17 protein-coding genes and 1 pseudogene are annotated in these 14,534 nt (G+C 71.4%); 13 read left to right on the top strand and 5 right to left on the bottom strand.

The features are described 5' to 3' along the window. Positions 1–34: 34 nt before the first annotated feature. From ACFWVE_RS33170 to aztA, 3 genes are all read right to left on the bottom strand, one after another. Positions 35–694, bottom strand: coding sequence for a hypothetical protein (locus tag ACFWVE_RS33170; protein ID WP_384022364.1), 660 nt, complete (start codon positions 692–694; stop codon positions 35–37). A gap of 263 nt (positions 695–957) precedes the next feature. Further along, complete coding sequence (locus tag ACFWVE_RS33165) at positions 958–1,773, bottom strand: SAM-dependent methyltransferase (RefSeq protein WP_384022361.1); 816 nt, start codon at positions 1,771–1,773, stop codon at positions 958–960. A 533-nt stretch (positions 1,774–2,306) separates the two neighbouring features. Further along, positions 2,307–3,047: a zinc ABC transporter ATP-binding protein AztA gene (aztA, locus tag ACFWVE_RS33160; protein ID WP_384022358.1), complete on the bottom strand. Its 741-nt coding sequence runs from the start codon at positions 3,045–3,047 to the stop codon at positions 2,307–2,309. A gap of 15 nt (positions 3,048–3,062) precedes the next feature. On the opposite strand from aztA, the gene aztB reads away from it, so the two are divergent. The 8 genes from aztB to ACFWVE_RS33120 all read left to right on the top strand — a co-directional run bounded on the left by aztB (position 3,063) and on the right by ACFWVE_RS33120 (position 10,486). Then, positions 3,063–3,902, top strand: coding sequence for a zinc ABC transporter permease AztB (gene aztB / locus ACFWVE_RS33155; protein ID WP_384022355.1), 840 nt, complete (start codon positions 3,063–3,065; stop codon positions 3,900–3,902). Between the two features lie 57 nt (positions 3,903–3,959). Beyond that, complete coding sequence (locus ACFWVE_RS33150) at positions 3,960–5,204, top strand: hypothetical protein (protein ID WP_384022353.1); 1,245 nt, start codon at positions 3,960–3,962, stop codon at positions 5,202–5,204. Further along, positions 5,201–6,163, top strand: a complete 963-nt coding sequence (gene aztC / locus ACFWVE_RS33145) for a zinc ABC transporter substrate-binding protein AztC (RefSeq protein ID WP_384022350.1) — start codon at positions 5,201–5,203, stop codon at positions 6,161–6,163. The genes ACFWVE_RS33150 and aztC overlap by 4 nt, the downstream gene beginning before the upstream one ends. 75 nt (positions 6,164–6,238) lie before the next feature. Further along, positions 6,239–7,450, top strand: a complete 1,212-nt coding sequence (aztD, locus tag ACFWVE_RS33140) for a zinc metallochaperone AztD (RefSeq protein ID WP_384022347.1) — start codon at positions 6,239–6,241, stop codon at positions 7,448–7,450. A gap of 440 nt (positions 7,451–7,890) precedes the next feature. Then, positions 7,891–8,346, top strand: a complete 456-nt coding sequence (locus tag ACFWVE_RS33135) for an SRPBCC family protein (RefSeq protein WP_384022344.1) — start codon at positions 7,891–7,893, stop codon at positions 8,344–8,346. A gap of 61 nt (positions 8,347–8,407) precedes the next feature. Next, positions 8,408–9,010 (top strand): flavodoxin family protein, encoded by a 603-nt coding sequence (locus tag ACFWVE_RS33130; RefSeq protein WP_384022341.1) that lies wholly within the window; start codon positions 8,408–8,410, stop codon positions 9,008–9,010. A 66-nt stretch (positions 9,011–9,076) separates the two neighbouring features. Further along, positions 9,077–9,967 (top strand): SDR family oxidoreductase, encoded by an 891-nt coding sequence (locus tag ACFWVE_RS33125; RefSeq protein WP_384022338.1) that lies wholly within the window; start codon positions 9,077–9,079, stop codon positions 9,965–9,967. 87 nt (positions 9,968–10,054) lie between these two features. Beyond that, positions 10,055–10,486, top strand: a complete 432-nt coding sequence (locus ACFWVE_RS33120; RefSeq protein WP_384022335.1) for a hypothetical protein — start codon at positions 10,055–10,057, stop codon at positions 10,484–10,486. A 47-nt stretch (positions 10,487–10,533) separates the two neighbouring features. Here the strand turns inward: ACFWVE_RS33120 and ACFWVE_RS33115 are convergent, their stop codons facing one another. Both ACFWVE_RS33115 and ACFWVE_RS33110 read right to left on the bottom strand, forming a co-directional pair. Continuing rightward, positions 10,534–10,899, bottom strand: a complete 366-nt coding sequence (locus ACFWVE_RS33115) for a hypothetical protein (RefSeq protein WP_384022367.1) — start codon at positions 10,897–10,899, stop codon at positions 10,534–10,536. A gap of 173 nt (positions 10,900–11,072) precedes the next feature. Further along, positions 11,073–11,921 carry an RNA polymerase sigma factor SigF gene (locus ACFWVE_RS33110; RefSeq protein WP_384022333.1) on the bottom strand — a complete coding sequence of 283 codons (849 nt, stop codon included), beginning with the start codon at positions 11,919–11,921 and terminating at the stop codon, positions 11,073–11,075. Between the two features lie 268 nt (positions 11,922–12,189). Between ACFWVE_RS33110 and ACFWVE_RS33105 the strand changes: the two genes are divergently transcribed. The 5 genes and pseudogenes from ACFWVE_RS33105 to ACFWVE_RS33085 all read left to right on the top strand — a co-directional run. After that, positions 12,190–12,570, top strand: coding sequence for a gas vesicle protein (locus ACFWVE_RS33105; protein ID WP_384022330.1), 381 nt, complete (start codon positions 12,190–12,192; stop codon positions 12,568–12,570). 54 nt (positions 12,571–12,624) lie between these two features. Next, on the top strand, positions 12,625–13,062 hold the full coding sequence (locus tag ACFWVE_RS33100) for a gas vesicle structural protein GvpA (RefSeq protein ID WP_384022326.1): 438 nt from the start codon (positions 12,625–12,627) through the stop codon (positions 13,060–13,062). Then, a complete protein-coding gene (locus ACFWVE_RS33095) occupies positions 13,059–13,832 on the top strand; it encodes a GvpL/GvpF family gas vesicle protein (protein WP_384022323.1) in 774 nt (257 codons plus the stop codon). Before ACFWVE_RS33100 ends, ACFWVE_RS33095 begins: the two co-directional genes overlap by 4 nt. A 4-nt stretch (positions 13,833–13,836) precedes the next feature. Continuing rightward, positions 13,837–14,100, top strand: coding sequence for a gas vesicle protein GvpG (locus tag ACFWVE_RS33090; RefSeq protein WP_384022320.1), 264 nt, complete (start codon positions 13,837–13,839; stop codon positions 14,098–14,100). After that, positions 14,097–14,534, top strand: a pseudogene (locus ACFWVE_RS33085) (DNA primase); the annotation flags it as partial. The gene ACFWVE_RS33090 and the pseudogene ACFWVE_RS33085, both read left to right, overlap by 4 nt.

The raw sequence follows: 14,534 nt of genomic DNA, 5'->3' as shown, positions 1-14,534 counted from the left end.
GGGCCCGGCCGCACGGGCCGGCCGCCGGGTCCGGTCAGGCCTTTCCGTCGAGGAGCGCCGCCATCGCTTCCTTGGCGGCCTTGATGGCGCCCTTGTTGATCTCGTCCGTGGAGGGCGCCTTCTTCGACTCGAAGTCGCTGCCGTTGTACGTCACGACCACCAGTGCGTTGGAGGCGCGGGCCACCACCACGCCCTCGCGGGTCTGCTGCTTGTCCTCGGTGGTGAGGTCCACGACCGAGTACCCGGCGTCACCGAGCCCGGGGACCTCGCCTCCGCCGCTCCTGTCCTTCAGCCGCCCCCGGTACGACTCCTCGGCCGCGTCGTCCGACTGCAGGACCTCGAAGGACACGTCGAGCCAGCGGTACTCGTAGCCGTCGAGCGCGTTCCACGAACAGGTGCGGCGCAGATCGGAGTCGGTGGACTTGATCTCCTTGCCGGCCGCCTTCGCCCCCGGCACAAGGGACTTGACGGTCTTCTCGGCGATGCTGTCGCAGGGCGCGGGAGCGGCGGTGTACGTCTTCGGCACGGCCGTCGTCGACGGGGCGGACCGCGACCCGGTCGTCTCCGCCGGCTTCTTCTCGGCGGCCTGCGGCTCGGAGGAGGACCCGGACGACAGTGCCCAGCCCGCCACGGCGAGGACGACCACCGGGGACAGGCGCGCGGTCAGGGCTATCGGCAGAGGAAAGGAACGCACGTCGCACTTCTCGTGGGGGTCGGTGCGGAAGAGGGTCCGCACTGCGGACGGGACGCCAGTCTCACACGCTTCCCTGTGGGGCGGAAGTGTGAACTCGCTCCGTAGGTACGGGGTGACGGGGAGCACCGGCACGGGGCGCTTTGCCGTACTTCCCCTCGGTTCACGTGAGGCGCGCCGCCGGGTGGTGGGGCAGGACACGCGCACGGTCCACCGAGGGGTCGTGCACGGGCGGCGGGTCACGGGGCCCGCGGCCCGCCGGCGGGTCAGGGCTTGCGGGCGAGACCGCCGTGCTCGGCGATGACCGGCGTGTCGGCCGCGTCGGCGTCCGGACGCCACCGGGTGACCGGGACGACGCCGGGCTCCAGGAGCTCCAGGCCGTCGAAGAACGAGGTGATCTCGTCGACGGTGCGCAGGTTGTACGGCACGGCACCGCTCTTGTTGTAGCCCTCCTGGGCCTGCTCGAAGCCCGGGTCGATGCCCCGTGAACCGTCGTTGACGGACAGGTAGCTGCCGGACGGCAGCGCGTCCATCAGCCGCGTGACGATGGAGCGCGCCTCGTCGTGGTCGGCGATGTGGCCCAGGATGTTGCTGAGGATGAGGGCGGTGGGGCGGGAGAGGTCCAGCGTCCGGGCGGCGGCTGCCAGGACGCGCTCCGGGTCCAGCACGTTGGAGTCGACGTAGGCGGTCGCTCCCTCGCGGGTGGAGTAGAGCAGGGCGCGGGCGTGCGCCAGGACCATCGGGTCGTTGTCGACGTAGACGATCCGGCTCTCCGGGGCGAGGCGCTGGGCGACCTCGTGGGTGTTGTCGGCGGTCGGCAGGCCCGTCCCGATGTCCAGGAACTGCCGGATGCCGGCCTCGGTGACCAGATACGTGATGTTGCGCCGCAGGAAGGCCCGGCTGCTGCGGGCGATGGTCACGATGCCGGGGAAGACGCCGGTGTACGCGTCGCCCGCTTCCTCGTCGACGGGATAGTTGTCCTTGCCGCCCAGCCAGTAGTTCCAGATCCGGGCCGAATGCGGCACCGAGGTGTCGATCTTCTGGTGTGCGGCGGTTCCGGGTGTCGTCTCGGGGTCGCTCATGGGTACGGTCCGTCTCTCAGCCGAGGCAGGCGTGGTCAGCCGGCAGGTGTGTTCCACCACAACTTACGTGCCAACGGTGTTGTTGCGCACTTCAGTTCGTTTCTCCGGCCGTTCGTCCGAAGGGGTGCGGGTGCGGCGCGGGATCCGCCCGCGCCACGCCGGGCGCGGGGGCCGTGCAGGGCCGGGCGGGGCGCCGGCGCGGACAGGGCGACGGCGAGCGCGCACTTCGGACGGCGGGCGGGCAGCGCGTGGGCGATCCGCCGGCCGATGAGCACACCGGACGGCCGGGGGGATGCCGGCCAGGGCCGCCATGGGCCGGTCGACGGCACCATGGACGAGACGGCCGATGGCGCCCGCACCGGCGATGACCACCGACCGGGCCCGGGCGGGGACCGGCGACTCCGGCACGGGCACGCCGAGCGCGACCGGCAGCCGCACGGGCCGGTCCCCGCCCGCCCCGGCGGACAAGCGCCGTCGGTCACCTCCGGCTCGGTCCGCCGGACCGGCCCCGGACGGCGCGGCTGCCGCAGAGCTCAGGCCGGCTGCCACATGCGGGCGAGTGCCGTCGGGGTGAGGAGCCGGTCCGGCGGTCCCTGGCCGGCCAGGCGGCCGTCGCGGAGCAGCAGGCAGGTGTCCGCCGAGCGCGCCGCGTCCAGGTCGTGGGTGGCGTGGACGAGGGTCACCCCGTCGGCCACCAGCTCGGTCAGCAGCGCAGCCGTGCGCTCCCTGGCCTCGGGGTCGAGGCCGGTGGTCGGCTCGTCCAGCAGGAGCAGGTCCGACTCCTGGGCCAGTCCCTGCGCCATGAGCGTGCGCTGCCTCTGCCCGCCGGAGAGCTCGCCCAGCTGGCGTGCGGCGAGCGCCGTGACGCCGAGCCGCTCCATCGCCTCGTCCACCGCAGTCCGGTCGTGCCGCGTGAGCCGGCGCCACGGTCCCCGCTCGCCCCAGCGCCCCATCTCCACGGTCTGCCGGACCGTCAGCGGAAGCGCGTCGCCGACGGCCCCGCGCTGCGGGACGAACGCCGGTGGCCGGGCTCCGTCGTGCCGGACCTCTCCCGCTGTGGGGCGGATCACTCCGGCCAGCACTCCGAGCAGCGTGGACTTTCCGCTGCCGTTCGGGCCGATCAGCGCGGTGACGGCCAACGCCGGTATCTCGCCGTCCAGTTGGTCGAGCACGGGGTGGCCGGGGTAGCCCGCGGAGAGGCCGGTGAAGCGGACGCGGGGCGGCATCCGGCCCCCGGTGGCGGGGGAAGGGCTTTTATTGAACATGGTTGTCATTGTAATGTTCTCGCCATGGAGTGGTTGACAGGCCCTTTCGAGGTGACCTTCGTGCAAAGGGCCCTGTGGGGCGGGATGCTGGTGTCGGCGATCTGTGCCCTGGCGGGTACCTGGGTGGTGCTGAGAGGTATGGCCTTCCTCGGTGACGCCATGTCGCACGGACTGCTGCCCGGAGTCGCGCTCGCCGCGCTCCTGGGCGGCAACCTGCTGGTGGGGGCGCTGCTGAGCGCGGCCGTGATGACGGCCGGCGTCACCGTCCTCGGGCGTACCCCACGGCTGTCCCAGGACACCGGGATCGGCCTGCTCTTCGTCGGGATGCTGTCGCTCGGCGTCATCATCGTGTCGCGCTCGCAGTCCTTCGCCGTGGACCTGACCGGATTCCTCTTCGGCGACGTCCTCGCCGTCCGGGAACAGGACCTGGTGCTGCTGGGAGCAGCGCTGCTGCTGGCACTGACGGTCTCGGTTCTCGGTCACCGAGCCTTCCTCGCCCTGGCGTTCGACCCGCGCAAGGCCCGCACCCTCGGTCTGCGTCCGCGCGTCGCCCACGCCGTCCTGCTGGGCCTGCTGGCGCTGGCCATCGTCGCCTCCTTCCACATCGTGGGGACGCTGCTGGTCCTGGGCCTGCTCATCGCCCCGCCGGCGGCGGCACTGCCATGGGCGCGCAGCGTGCGGGCGGTGATGGCGATCGCGGCACTGCTCGGCGCGGCCGCCACCTTCTTCGGACTGCTGCTCTCCTGGCACCTGAGCACCGCGGCCGGCGCGACCGTCTCGGCCCTCGCGGTGGGCCTGTTCTTCCTCTCCCACCTCGCATCGGGCCTCCGGCATCGGCGCCGCCGCCTCGATCCACAGACCTGACCCGAAGACCCGACCCGGATTCAAGACCCGATCCAGAAACCCGATGGAGCGATCCCCTTGCCCCTCCGAGGAAACGTCACTGCCGGGGCGTCCGCGCTCCTGGCCCTCGCGCTGCTCGCCACAGGCTGCGCGGGCGGCCGGGACGGCGCCGCCTCCGCCCCGCCGGCGAGCCCGTCGGCCGCCACCCCGCACGGATACGTCGAAGGGGCGCAGGAGAAGGCCGAGCAGCAGTCCAGACTGCTCCTCAACGACCCGGGCAGCGGTGACACCCGCGTCCTCGACCTGATCACCGGAGAGTCGCACGAGGTCTCCCGGGCACCGGGCACCGCGGCCCTCACCACGGACGGCCGGTTCGGCCACCTCCACGGCACGGACGGCACGCGCGTCCTCGACACCGGCGCCTGGACGGTGGACCACGGCGACCACGTGCACTACTACCGCGCGGGGATACGCGACGTGGGCCGCCTCTCCGACGGCCCCCGTACACGCGTCCGCAGCGACGCCGCCGTGACCGTCGTGACCCACGGCGACGGCCGGGCCGAGATCCACCGCAGGGCCGATCTGGAGGCGGGGACCACCGGCACGCCCCGTCCGCTGCCCGGGACGCACGCCGGCGCCGTCGTGCCGTACGGGGAGCACCTGCTGACCCTCACCGACGGCGCGAAGGGCACCCCGAAGGTCGCGGTGTACGACCGCGAGGGCGAGCGCGTCGCGGCACCGGACGCCGAGTGCGAAAAACCGCGGGGCGACGCCGTCACCCGGCGGGGAGCCGTCCTCGGCTGCGCCGACGGAGCCCTGCTGATCCGCGCGGACGACGGCACGTTCACCGCCGAGAGGATCCCGTACGGTACGGGCGTCGCCGAGCGGGACCGGGCCACGGCCTTCCGTCACCGGGCCGGCAGCGACACGCTCACGGCGCCGGCCGGAGAGCGGGCCGTATGGGTCCTGGACGTCACGGAGCGCACCTGGACCCGGGTGGAGACCGGCCCCGCCGTCGCCGCCAACACCGCGGGCGAGGGCTCCCCCCTGCTCGTCCTCGGCACCGACGGGGCCCTGTACGGCTACGACATCGCCACCGGCGAGCAGGTGTCCCGGACGAAGCCGCTGCTGAAGGACGTACCCGGCACCGGACCGGACGCGACGGAGCCCCGGCCCGTCATCGAGGTCGACCGCAGCCGCGCCTACCTCAACGACCCGGCGGGCAAGCGCGTGTACGAGATCGACTACAACGACGACCTGCGCGTCGCGCGCACCTTCGACCTCGACATCGAACCGGCCCTGATGGTGGAGACCGGCCGATGACGACGACACCGAGGCGCGCCGTCCTGCGGCTGCGCCGCCTGCTCCTCACCCTGCTCGCCCTCACCCTCGCCGGCACGGCCACCGCGTGCGCGACCGGCGACGACCGGCCCCGGGTCGTGGTGACGACGAACATCCTCGGCGACATCACCCAGGAGATCGTCGGCGACGAGGCCGACGTCACGGTGCTGATGAAACCGAACGCCGACCCGCACTCCTTCGGGCTGTCGGCCGTACAGGCCGCCGAGCTGGAGCGGGCCGACCTCGTGGTCTTCAACGGGTTGGGCCTGGAGGAGAACGTGCTGCGGCACGTGGAGGCCGCCCGGGAGGCCGGGACCGCCACGCTCGAGGTCGGCAGGGCGGTGGACCCGCTCGTCTTCCGGGCACCGGCCGACGGCGGCCCCGAGACGGACGCCGGGCAGCCCGACCCGCACTTCTGGACCGACCCCGACCGGGTGCGCACGGCCGCCGGCCTGATCGCCGACCGGGTCGTCGAGCACGTGGACGGCGTGGACGAGAAAACGATCCGCGCCAACACCGGCCGCTACGACGGACGACTCGCCGACCTGACCACCTGGATGGAACGCTCCTTCGACCGCATACCCGAGCAGCGGCGCGCGCTGGTGACCAACCACCACGTCTTCGGCTACCTCGCCGAACGCTTCGGCTTCCGGACGGTCGGCGCGGTCGTCCCGAGCGGTACGACACTGGCCTCGCCCAGCTCCTCGGACCTGCGCTCGCTCACCGAGGCCATGCGCGAGGCCGGGGTACGGACCGTCTTCGCGGACTCCTCCCGGCCGACCCGGCTGGCCGAGGTCCTGCGCACGGAACTGGGCGGCCGGGTACGGGTCGTCGCGCTGTACTCCGAGTCGCTGACCGAGAAGGGCAGGGGCGCCGGCACCTACCTGCAGATGATGCGCGCCAACACCACCGCCATGACGGACGGCCTGACCGCCGGCTGAACCCGCACCCGAGCCCTCGTTTTCGAACACCCCACCCCGGAGCCGCGCCCGCGCGGCCGGAAAGGAACACGCACAGTGAGCAAGTCGATACGCACCGGAGCCCTCACCGGTACGGCCCTCGCCCTGACGGTCTCCGCCGTCCTGACCGCCTGCGGAGGCGGCGACACCACCTCGTCCGACACGAAGGCGGAGAAGGCGGCGAAGGGCACCCCGGGCGCCGGGGCCGCCACGGTCGAGGAGCCGCTGGTCGCCACCTTCGACGGCGGCCTGTACATCCTGGACGGCGAGACCCTGAAGCTCGCCACGACGATCGAGCTGCCCGGCTTCAACCGCGTCAACCCCGCCGGTGACGACTCCCATGTCTTCGTCTCCACCGACTCCGGCTTCCGGGTCCTCGACGCCGCCGGGCAGACCCTCACCGACATCACGTACGACGGCGCCAAGCCGGGACACGTCGTACGGCATGCCGGCAAGACGGTCCTGTTCACCGACGGCACCGGCGAGGTCAACGTCCTCGACCCCGCCGACCTCGCCGCCGGTGACAAGCCCGAGGGCCGTACCCACACCTCCGCCGAACCCCACCACGGCGTCGCCATCGAGCTGAGCAACGGCGAACTCCTCAGCACCGTGGGCACCGAGGAGAAGCGCACCGGCGCCCACGTCCTCGACAGGAACGACAAGGAGATCGCGCGCAACGAGAACTGCCCCGGCGTCCACGGCGAGGCCGCCGCCCGGGGCGAGGCCGTCGCCGTCGGCTGCGAGGACGGCATCCTGATCTACAAGGACGGCGAGTTCACCAAGGTCGACGCCCCCGACGACTACGGCCGCATCGGCAACCAGGCCGGCAGCGACGCCTCCCCGGTCCTGCTGGGCGACTACAAGACCGACCCGGACGCCGAGTTGGAGCGCCCGACGCGCGTGTCCCTGATCGACACCGAGACGGCAGAGCTGCGCCTGGTCGACCTCGGCACCAGCTACTCCTTCCGCTCGCTGGGCCGGGGGCCCCACGGCGAGGCACTCGTCCTCGGTACGGACGGCGCCCTGCACGTGATCGACCCGGACACGGGCAGGGTCGAGAAGAAGATCCCCGTCGTGGGCACGTGGCAGGAGCCGCTCGACTGGCAGCAGCCGAGGCCCACCCTCTTCGTCCGCGACCACACCGCGTACGTCTCCGAACCGGGCACGCGCGAACTGCACGCCGTGGACATCGAATCGGGCGAGAAGGTCACCTCCGTGACCCTGCCGAAGAGCACCAACGAACTCTCCGGTGTCGTCGCGGGCCACTGACCCACCGACCGACCGCCCCCGGCGAACCGCCGCGCCCCGCCGCGCCGGCCCGCCGGGGGCCTCCACGGCTTCGGCCGAGGCGGCCCCCGGCCGCACTTCGTCCGTCGACGGGGCGGCGGCGAAGACGCCGGGGAGGAGCCGTGTCCGGAGGCGGACGCGGCGTCCGGTATCCACGCCACCGGCCTGCCGGACGCGCGCCCGGCCGAGAGGACACCCACCGCCCGGCGCGACGGACGCACCGGTCTGCGCGGACCGCCCCGACCTGTCCGATCCGGGGTGCGCCGGTGCCGGACACGTCACCCGCTGCGAGGACGGTCAGCCCACGGCCGACAGGCGGCGGATCCCCGGGCGGCGTGCAAAAGTGGAAGAACGGGGGGTGAGCCTCGACAGGCTGGGCACCAGGACTACCACCAGTGAGCCCACCGTGAACTGGAGGATCCATGGCTGTACGGCACCGGCTGATCGAACGCCCGCCCGCGGACGTCTGGGCGGTACTCGCCGACGGTACGCGCTACGGCGACTGGGTGGTCGGCACGTCCGGCACACGGCCCCGTACGGGGGTGTGGCCCCACGTCGGCTCCAGCATCGCGTACACCGTCCGGCTGGCGCCGTGGTCGGTGTCGGGGAGCACCATCGTCCGGCGGTGCGAAGCGCCCTCCGTCCTGGAGCTGGAGGCCGACAGCGGATGGCTCGGCACCGCGCGGATCGCTCTCGAGGTGCGGCCCTGGGGCGAGAAGACCCTGGTCGTCATCAACGAGCACCCCCTGCGCGGACCGGGCGGGATGCTGCACAACACGGTCGTCGACGCCCTGATCCAACTGCGCCACCGCACCATGCTCGCCCGGCTGGCCGACGTCGTCGAGCACTCCCCGCGTCAGCCCTCCACGGTGACCTGACCCCGACGGCCGACCCCGACCACGACACCCCCGCGGCGACCCCGCCCGGCCAGGAGGATTCATGACCCGCGCTGTCGCACTCGTCTGCACACTCAACCCCTCGCCCGCCCGTTCCAGCAGTCACCACCTCGCCGAGCAGGTGATGTCGGAACTCGCCGGCCTCGGTGTGGAAGGCGAGACGATCCGCGTCGTCGACCACGACATCCGGCCGGGCGTCGCCCGCGACATGGGCGACGGAGACGACTGGCCCGGGCTGTGGGAGAGGGTGATGGCCGCCGACATCGTGCTCCTGGCCACCCCGATCTGGCTCGGCCACCCCTCCAGCCTCTGCCAGCGCGTCCTGGAACGCCTGAACGCCGACATCTCGGAGACCGACGAGCAGGGGCGCCGGCTGTTCAGCGGCAAGGTCGGCCTGGTCGCCGTCGTGGGCAACGAGGACGGCGCGCACAAGGTGAGCGCCGATCTCTTCCAAGGACTCAACGACCTCGGGTTCTCGCTGTCGCCGGGTGCGGTCACCTACTGGGTCGGCGAAGCCCAGCAGGGCACGGACTACCAGGACCTGGAGGCCACCCCCGACGCCGTGGCCGCCACCACCAGGGCCCTGGCAGTCAACGCCGTGCATCTGGCGGAACTTCTCAAGAAATCGCCCTACCCCCCGAGCTGAGCCCCCCCGGGAGTCCAGCTCGGTACCGGAAGACCGCGGCAACGGAACAGACAGGAGAAGCAGCCCATGGCACAGAACGAGCCGCCCACGCCCCACCCCGCCGAGCAGTACCCGCAGCCCGAGTTCGCCCAGCAGGATCAGGCGCACCCGGGCTGGACCGGGCCGATGGATCCGCCGCCGGACCACGGCGAGGAGACGTACCGCGGTTCCGGAGTCCTGACCGGGCGCAAGGTACTGATCACCGGCGGGGACTCCGGCATCGGCCGGGCCGTCGCCCTCGCCTACGCCCGTGAGGGCGCGGACGTCCTTCTCACGTATCTGCCCGAAGAACAGGATGAGGCCCGCACGACCGTCGGACTGGTCGAGGACGCCGGCCGGCGTGCTGTCGCGGTCGAATGCGACATCCGTGTGGAGGAGGCGTGCCAGGGCCTCGTCGACCGGGCCGTCGAGGAATTCGGCCGCATCGACATCCTCGTCAACAACGCCGCCTACCAGATGTCCCAGCCCGAAGGCATCGCGGCCATCAGCACCGAACAGTTCGACCGGGTGGTGCGCACCAACCTGTACGGCATGTTCTGGCTCTCCAAAATGGCCCTCCCGCACATCCCGGCCGGTGGCAGCATCATCAACTCGGCCTCCGTCCAGGGCTACAAGCCCAGCCCCCACCTGCTGGACTACGCCATGACGAAGGGCGCGATCGTCTCCTTCACCCAGGGGCTCGCGCAGATGCTGGCCAAGGACGGCATCCGCGTCAACGCGGTCGCACCCGGCCCCGTCTGGACACCGCTGATCCCCGCGACGCTCCCGGACACCAGGGAGTTCGGGAAGCAGTCACCGCTCGGCCGCCCCGCCCAGCCGGCCGAGATGGCACCCGCCTACGTCTTCCTGGCATCCCCGCAAGCGAGCTACATCACCGGCGAGATCGTCAACGCGACCGGCGGTACCCCACTGCCCTGACGTGCCGGTACCAGCACGGACGCAGCCGGCGTACGGGGGCGGCGGGCCGCCACCTGCCGACGACACAGGAGAACCAGCAGGAGGACCATGAACGAGAACCCGGACGTGCCCCGAAGTCCCGACCTGTCGCACCGCCGGCCCGACGGTGCCACCGACACCACGGTCAAGGCCCTGGGCGCGCTCTCGGAAGCTCTGGAGACCGTGGAGCGAGCCCGGGGCAGCCTCTACGCCTTCCACCAGCTGACCGGCGGTGCGGACCTGAAGCTGGACGAGGCGCTGGAACACCTGCGCGCCGGGGGCCACCATGCCCAGGCCGACCGGTTGCAGCACGACATCGTGGGCCGCAACGTCATCCCCGGGCACTGGACCTTCGAGATCGTCGAGGAGTACAACACCCACTATTACCGGCCCTTCGCAGATGCCGAGGCCCGCATCCGACGCGAACTTCTCGACGGACGCGAGCACGTGTACGAGGCGGAGATGAAGGAAGCCCGCCGCACTCCCGGCCAGACCCCGTGATCACGCGGTGGCCGTAGGACCGGAGTGAAGTCCCGGCGGCGCCGGGCTCACGGCTCCTGCGGATCGACGCCGGTCGTCGCGGAGGCGCCCTTGGTGCCGCTGGGCCGCTGGGAGCGGCCCCTGGGTCCCGTGTCCCGCCGGCCCTTCTCGTCCTTGCGGGCGTACTCCTCACCGCGGGTGCTGTCGCTCTTCACCGTCTCGCCCGGCACGGACGTCGTCTCCTCCGTGGGCTTCGTCCGTCCCGGGCCCTTTCCGCCGCCGTGCTCGGCTGTGCGGAAGGAGCGGCGGGCACGGGGGTTCTCCTGCTGACGCGTCTCGTCCACGTCGGGAGACCAGCCGTGCTGCGCGGTGCCCTCGTGACGGCTCGGGCCCTTTCCCCGGGGTGGCTCGGACGCGGGTGGTTTCTTCGCCATGACCGACCTGCCTTCGACGAGGGCGGTGCCCTTGTGCCGCCCCGTGGGAAAATCGTCCACTTTCGAGTGCCAGATGTATGTGGCATCCATCTCGGGTCGCCGCGCTTCCGGGCCGGTGGTCGGCCGGGTGCGTGAACGAGGCGGCAGATGTCCGTCCTGTCATGGGCCTCGCGTCAGCCGGTGGTGAGCATGCCCTCCCGCAGGCGCTTCAGGGTGCGCGACAGCAGGCGGGAGACGTGCATCTGGGAGCAGCCGAGCCGCTCGCCGATCTGGGCCTGGGTCAGCTCGTCGACGAACCGCCAGTGAAGGATCTGCCGTTCACGCTCGTCGAGGCCGGCGAGCAGCGGTGCCAGGGCGTGGAGGTCCTCCACCAGTTCGATGGCGGCGTCGTCGGACCCGATGAAGTCCGCCAGTACCGTCTCGCCGTCCGGGGCGCCGCCGACGGTGGCGTCCAAGGAGGCGGAGTGGTAGCCGTTGGCGGCGACCTGGGCCTCGTTGACCTCTTCCTCGGTCAGGTCCATCAGGTCCGCCAGCTCCTTGACCGTGGGGGGCCGGCCCAAACGGTTCTGCAGTTCCTCGCCGGCCTTCGCCAGGTGCGCGCGGGCCTCCTGCAGCCGGCGCGGCACGTGCACGGACCAGGAGGTGTCACGGAAGAAACGTTTGATCTCGCCGACGATGTACGGGATGGCGAAGGAGGTGAACTCCACTTCGCGGGACAACTCGAACCGGTCGATGGCCTTGATCAGCCCGATGGTGCCGACCTGGACGATGTCCTCCATCCCGTCCGGTCCCCGGCCGCGGAACCGGCCGGCGGCGAAGTGGACCAGGGTCATGTTCATCTCGATCAGGGTGTTGCGCGCGTACTGGTGCTCGGGCGTGCCCTCTTCGAGCACCAGCAGCCTCTCGAAGAACTGCTTCGACAGCACCCTGGCGTCCCTGGGCGCCACCTTGTCCGGAGCGACGATCTCCGGCAGTTCCGCCCTCGCCTGCTCGTTGGTCGTCCGTGCGATCGTCGCCCTCATCTGTGACCTCCCCGGCCGGCCGGTGCCCTGCGTGCGAGCTGGGTGTTCGAGCTGATGGGCCGCGCCTACCCCGACACCCGCAAGGCACACCCATGAGCACCGCGTCCCGTGGCGGGTCCCGGGCACTTCACTGAATGACCGTCAGTGTGCTTTCTGCGCCGAGGAGTTGAGTCGACGTTCGGCGCACCGGCGGTCGGCGTGTGGCGCATGCGCGGGATCGTGGAGGTTTGGCGAACACTTCTACGGCCACACGGAGGGGGAGGTGGCCATGTCGAATACGAAGAACACGTCCGAATCGCAAAAATCATCCCAGAGTTCACAGAAGTCGACAGAGGAGGACAGCGAGCACGCGGAGAGCACCACCGCGAAGGAGCATCGGCCGAGTCCGATGGAGGTGCTGCGTCAGGCGCGCGCCCAATTCGCGGAGCTCACCGGCCTGACCGTCGAATCCGTGTCGTCCTTCGGCAAGACGGAGGCGGGCTGGACGCTGGAGGTCGAGGTTCTCGAGCTCGAGCGGGTGCCCGACACGATGAGCCTGTTGGCGAGTTACCAGGTGGAGATCGACTCCCAGGGGCAGCTCACCGGTTACCGGCGCGTCAGGCGCTATGAGAGGGGCCGGGCCGACGTGCGCGGTTCCGGCGGCCGCTAGCCACTGGACCGGAGAAGCAACCACACCGACGAACACGATGGAGGAACACCCGGCATGACTGTCGTACCGGCACAACAGACCAGCGGTGGAGGCGGCAGCAGCGGCCTCTACGACGTGCTCGAGCTCGTTCTGGACAGGGGGCTCGTCATCGACGCATTCGTTCGTGTCTCCCTGGTCGGCATCGAGATCCTGAAGATCGACGTCCGCGTCGTCGTCGCCAGCGTGGACACCTATCTGCGCTTCGCCGAGGCGTGCAACCGGCTCGACCTGGAGGCCGGGCCGCGCAAGGACCCGGGCCTGCCCGACCTGGTCGGGGAGATGACCGAGTCCGGCGCTCGCGGCAAGTCCAAGGGGGCGCTGTCCGGCGCCGCCGAGACCATCTCCGACGCGTTCAAGCAGGCCCGGGACGAGGGCGACTCCGAACGGGAGCCGGCATCGCGCCCGCGCGCCCGCAAGGCCGCGCCCTCGCGCCGGAAGGAGGAGCAGGAGTGAGCACCTACATCTACGGCATCACCGCCGATGCGCACCCCTCGCTCCCCGAGGGCATGGGCGGCGTCGGCGACCCGCCGCGCGAGGTGCGGATCCTCAAGGAGAGCGGACTGGCGGCCGTCGTCAGTGACGCGCCCGAGGGACTGCGCCCCAAGCGCAAGGAACTGCTCGCCCATCAGTACGTGCTGAGCGAGGTGGGAGCGGCCGGCTGTGTGCTGCCCATGCGGTTCGGCAGCGTCGCCACCGACGACAAGTCCGTCACCGGAGTGCTCGCGGAGCGCGCCGAGCACTACAAGGAACGCCTGAGGGCGCTGGACGGCCGGGTCGAGTACAACATCAAGGCCAGCCACGTCGAGGAAGCCGTCCTGCACCGCGTGATGGCCGACAGCCCGGAGCTCCGCGCGCTGACGGAGGCCAGCCGGCAGGCGGGCGGCGGAAGTTACGAGAGCAAGATCCAGCTCGGTGAGATGGTCGCCACCGCCGTCAAGGGTCAGGAGGCCCAGGACGCCATCGCCCTGGAGCGCGCCCTGGAGCCTGTCGCCCACTCCGTGAGCGTGGGCCCCGAGTCCACCGGCTGGCTGGCCAACGTGTCGTACCTGGTGGACCGGGAGTCGGCCCAGGAGTTCATGGCCGCCGTCGAGCGGGTCCGCGAGGAGATGCCGCACCTGGAGGTGCGGGTGAACGGCCCGCTGCCGCCGTACAGCTTCGTCGAGCCCGGTCCCGCCGAGCCCGCGGGCACGGCGGCCGGTGGTATGGACGCCGGCCCGGGGTGACGACGTGGGACTGATCACGGAGGTCCTGCTGCTGCCGTTCGCCCCGGTGCGCGCCAGCGGCTGGGTCATCGGACAGGTGGTTGACGAGGCCGAGCGGATCTACTACGACCCCGCCACCGTCCGGGCCGAACTGGCCGGTCTGGAGAAGAGGTTGGAAGCGGGGGAGATCACCGAGGAGGAGTTCGACCGGCAGGAGGACGAGCTTCTGGACCGGCTGGAGATCGCTTCGCGCAACAGCGCGGGATTGGGCAACGGTACGGCACCATGAATCGAGTGGGACTTGGCCTCGCGGTAGGGGCCGGCTATCTGCTGGGACGTACGAGGAAACTGAAACTCGCGGTCGCCGTGGGCACGATGGTGGCCGGCAAGAAAATGAACCTGACCCCGAAGGGCATAGCGGAACTGGTCACCACGCAACTGCAGCACAACCCGCAGTTCAAGGAGATCGGGGATCAGCTGCGCACGGATTTCCGGGGCATGGGCAAGGCGGCCTCGGGCGCCCTGGTCGAGCGGCAGATCGGCACGCTCGCCGACCGTCTGCACGGGCGCACCGCCCAGGTGCGCGACCAGCTCTCCGGCGTGGTGTCCCAGGTGCCGGGCGTAGGGTCCGACGACTCCCGCGACTCCCGCGACTCCCGCGACTCCCAGGCCTCGGAGGGCTCGGTGTCGCGCGCGGGGGACGAGCTGTGTCTTATAAACAAA

The sequence above is a fragment of the Streptomyces sp. NPDC058632 genome, assembly GCF_042717095.1.
Lineage (GTDB): Bacteria > Actinomycetota > Actinomycetes > Streptomycetales > Streptomycetaceae > Streptomyces.
This window is presented reverse-complemented; position numbering and strand designations above follow the sequence as displayed.

Coding starts and splice junctions, on each gene's coding strand:
- ACFWVE_RS33130 (WP_384022341.1), top strand. CDS start 8,408: ATGACCCGCGCTGTCGCACTCGTCTGCACACTCAACCCCTCGCCCGCC.
- ACFWVE_RS33120 (WP_384022335.1), top strand. CDS start 10,055: ATGAACGAGAACCCGGACGTGCCCCGAAGTCCCGACCTGTCGCACCGC.
- ACFWVE_RS33135 (WP_384022344.1), top strand. CDS start 7,891: ATGGCTGTACGGCACCGGCTGATCGAACGCCCGCCCGCGGACGTCTGG.
- ACFWVE_RS33105 (WP_384022330.1), top strand. CDS start 12,190: ATGTCGAATACGAAGAACACGTCCGAATCGCAAAAATCATCCCAGAGT.
- ACFWVE_RS33100 (WP_384022326.1), top strand. CDS start 12,625: ATGACTGTCGTACCGGCACAACAGACCAGCGGTGGAGGCGGCAGCAGC.
- ACFWVE_RS33115 (WP_384022367.1), bottom strand. CDS start 10,899: ATGGCGAAGAAACCACCCGCGTCCGAGCCACCCCGGGGAAAGGGCCCG.
- ACFWVE_RS33125 (WP_384022338.1), top strand. CDS start 9,077: ATGGCACAGAACGAGCCGCCCACGCCCCACCCCGCCGAGCAGTACCCG.
- ACFWVE_RS33110 (WP_384022333.1), bottom strand. CDS start 11,921: ATGAGGGCGACGATCGCACGGACGACCAACGAGCAGGCGAGGGCGGAA.
- aztA (WP_384022358.1), bottom strand. CDS start 3,047: ATGACAACCATGTTCAATAAAAGCCCTTCCCCCGCCACCGGGGGCCGG.
- ACFWVE_RS33165 (WP_384022361.1), bottom strand. CDS start 1,773: ATGAGCGACCCCGAGACGACACCCGGAACCGCCGCACACCAGAAGATC.
- aztB (WP_384022355.1), top strand. CDS start 3,063: ATGGAGTGGTTGACAGGCCCTTTCGAGGTGACCTTCGTGCAAAGGGCC.
- aztC (WP_384022350.1), top strand. CDS start 5,201: ATGACGACGACACCGAGGCGCGCCGTCCTGCGGCTGCGCCGCCTGCTC.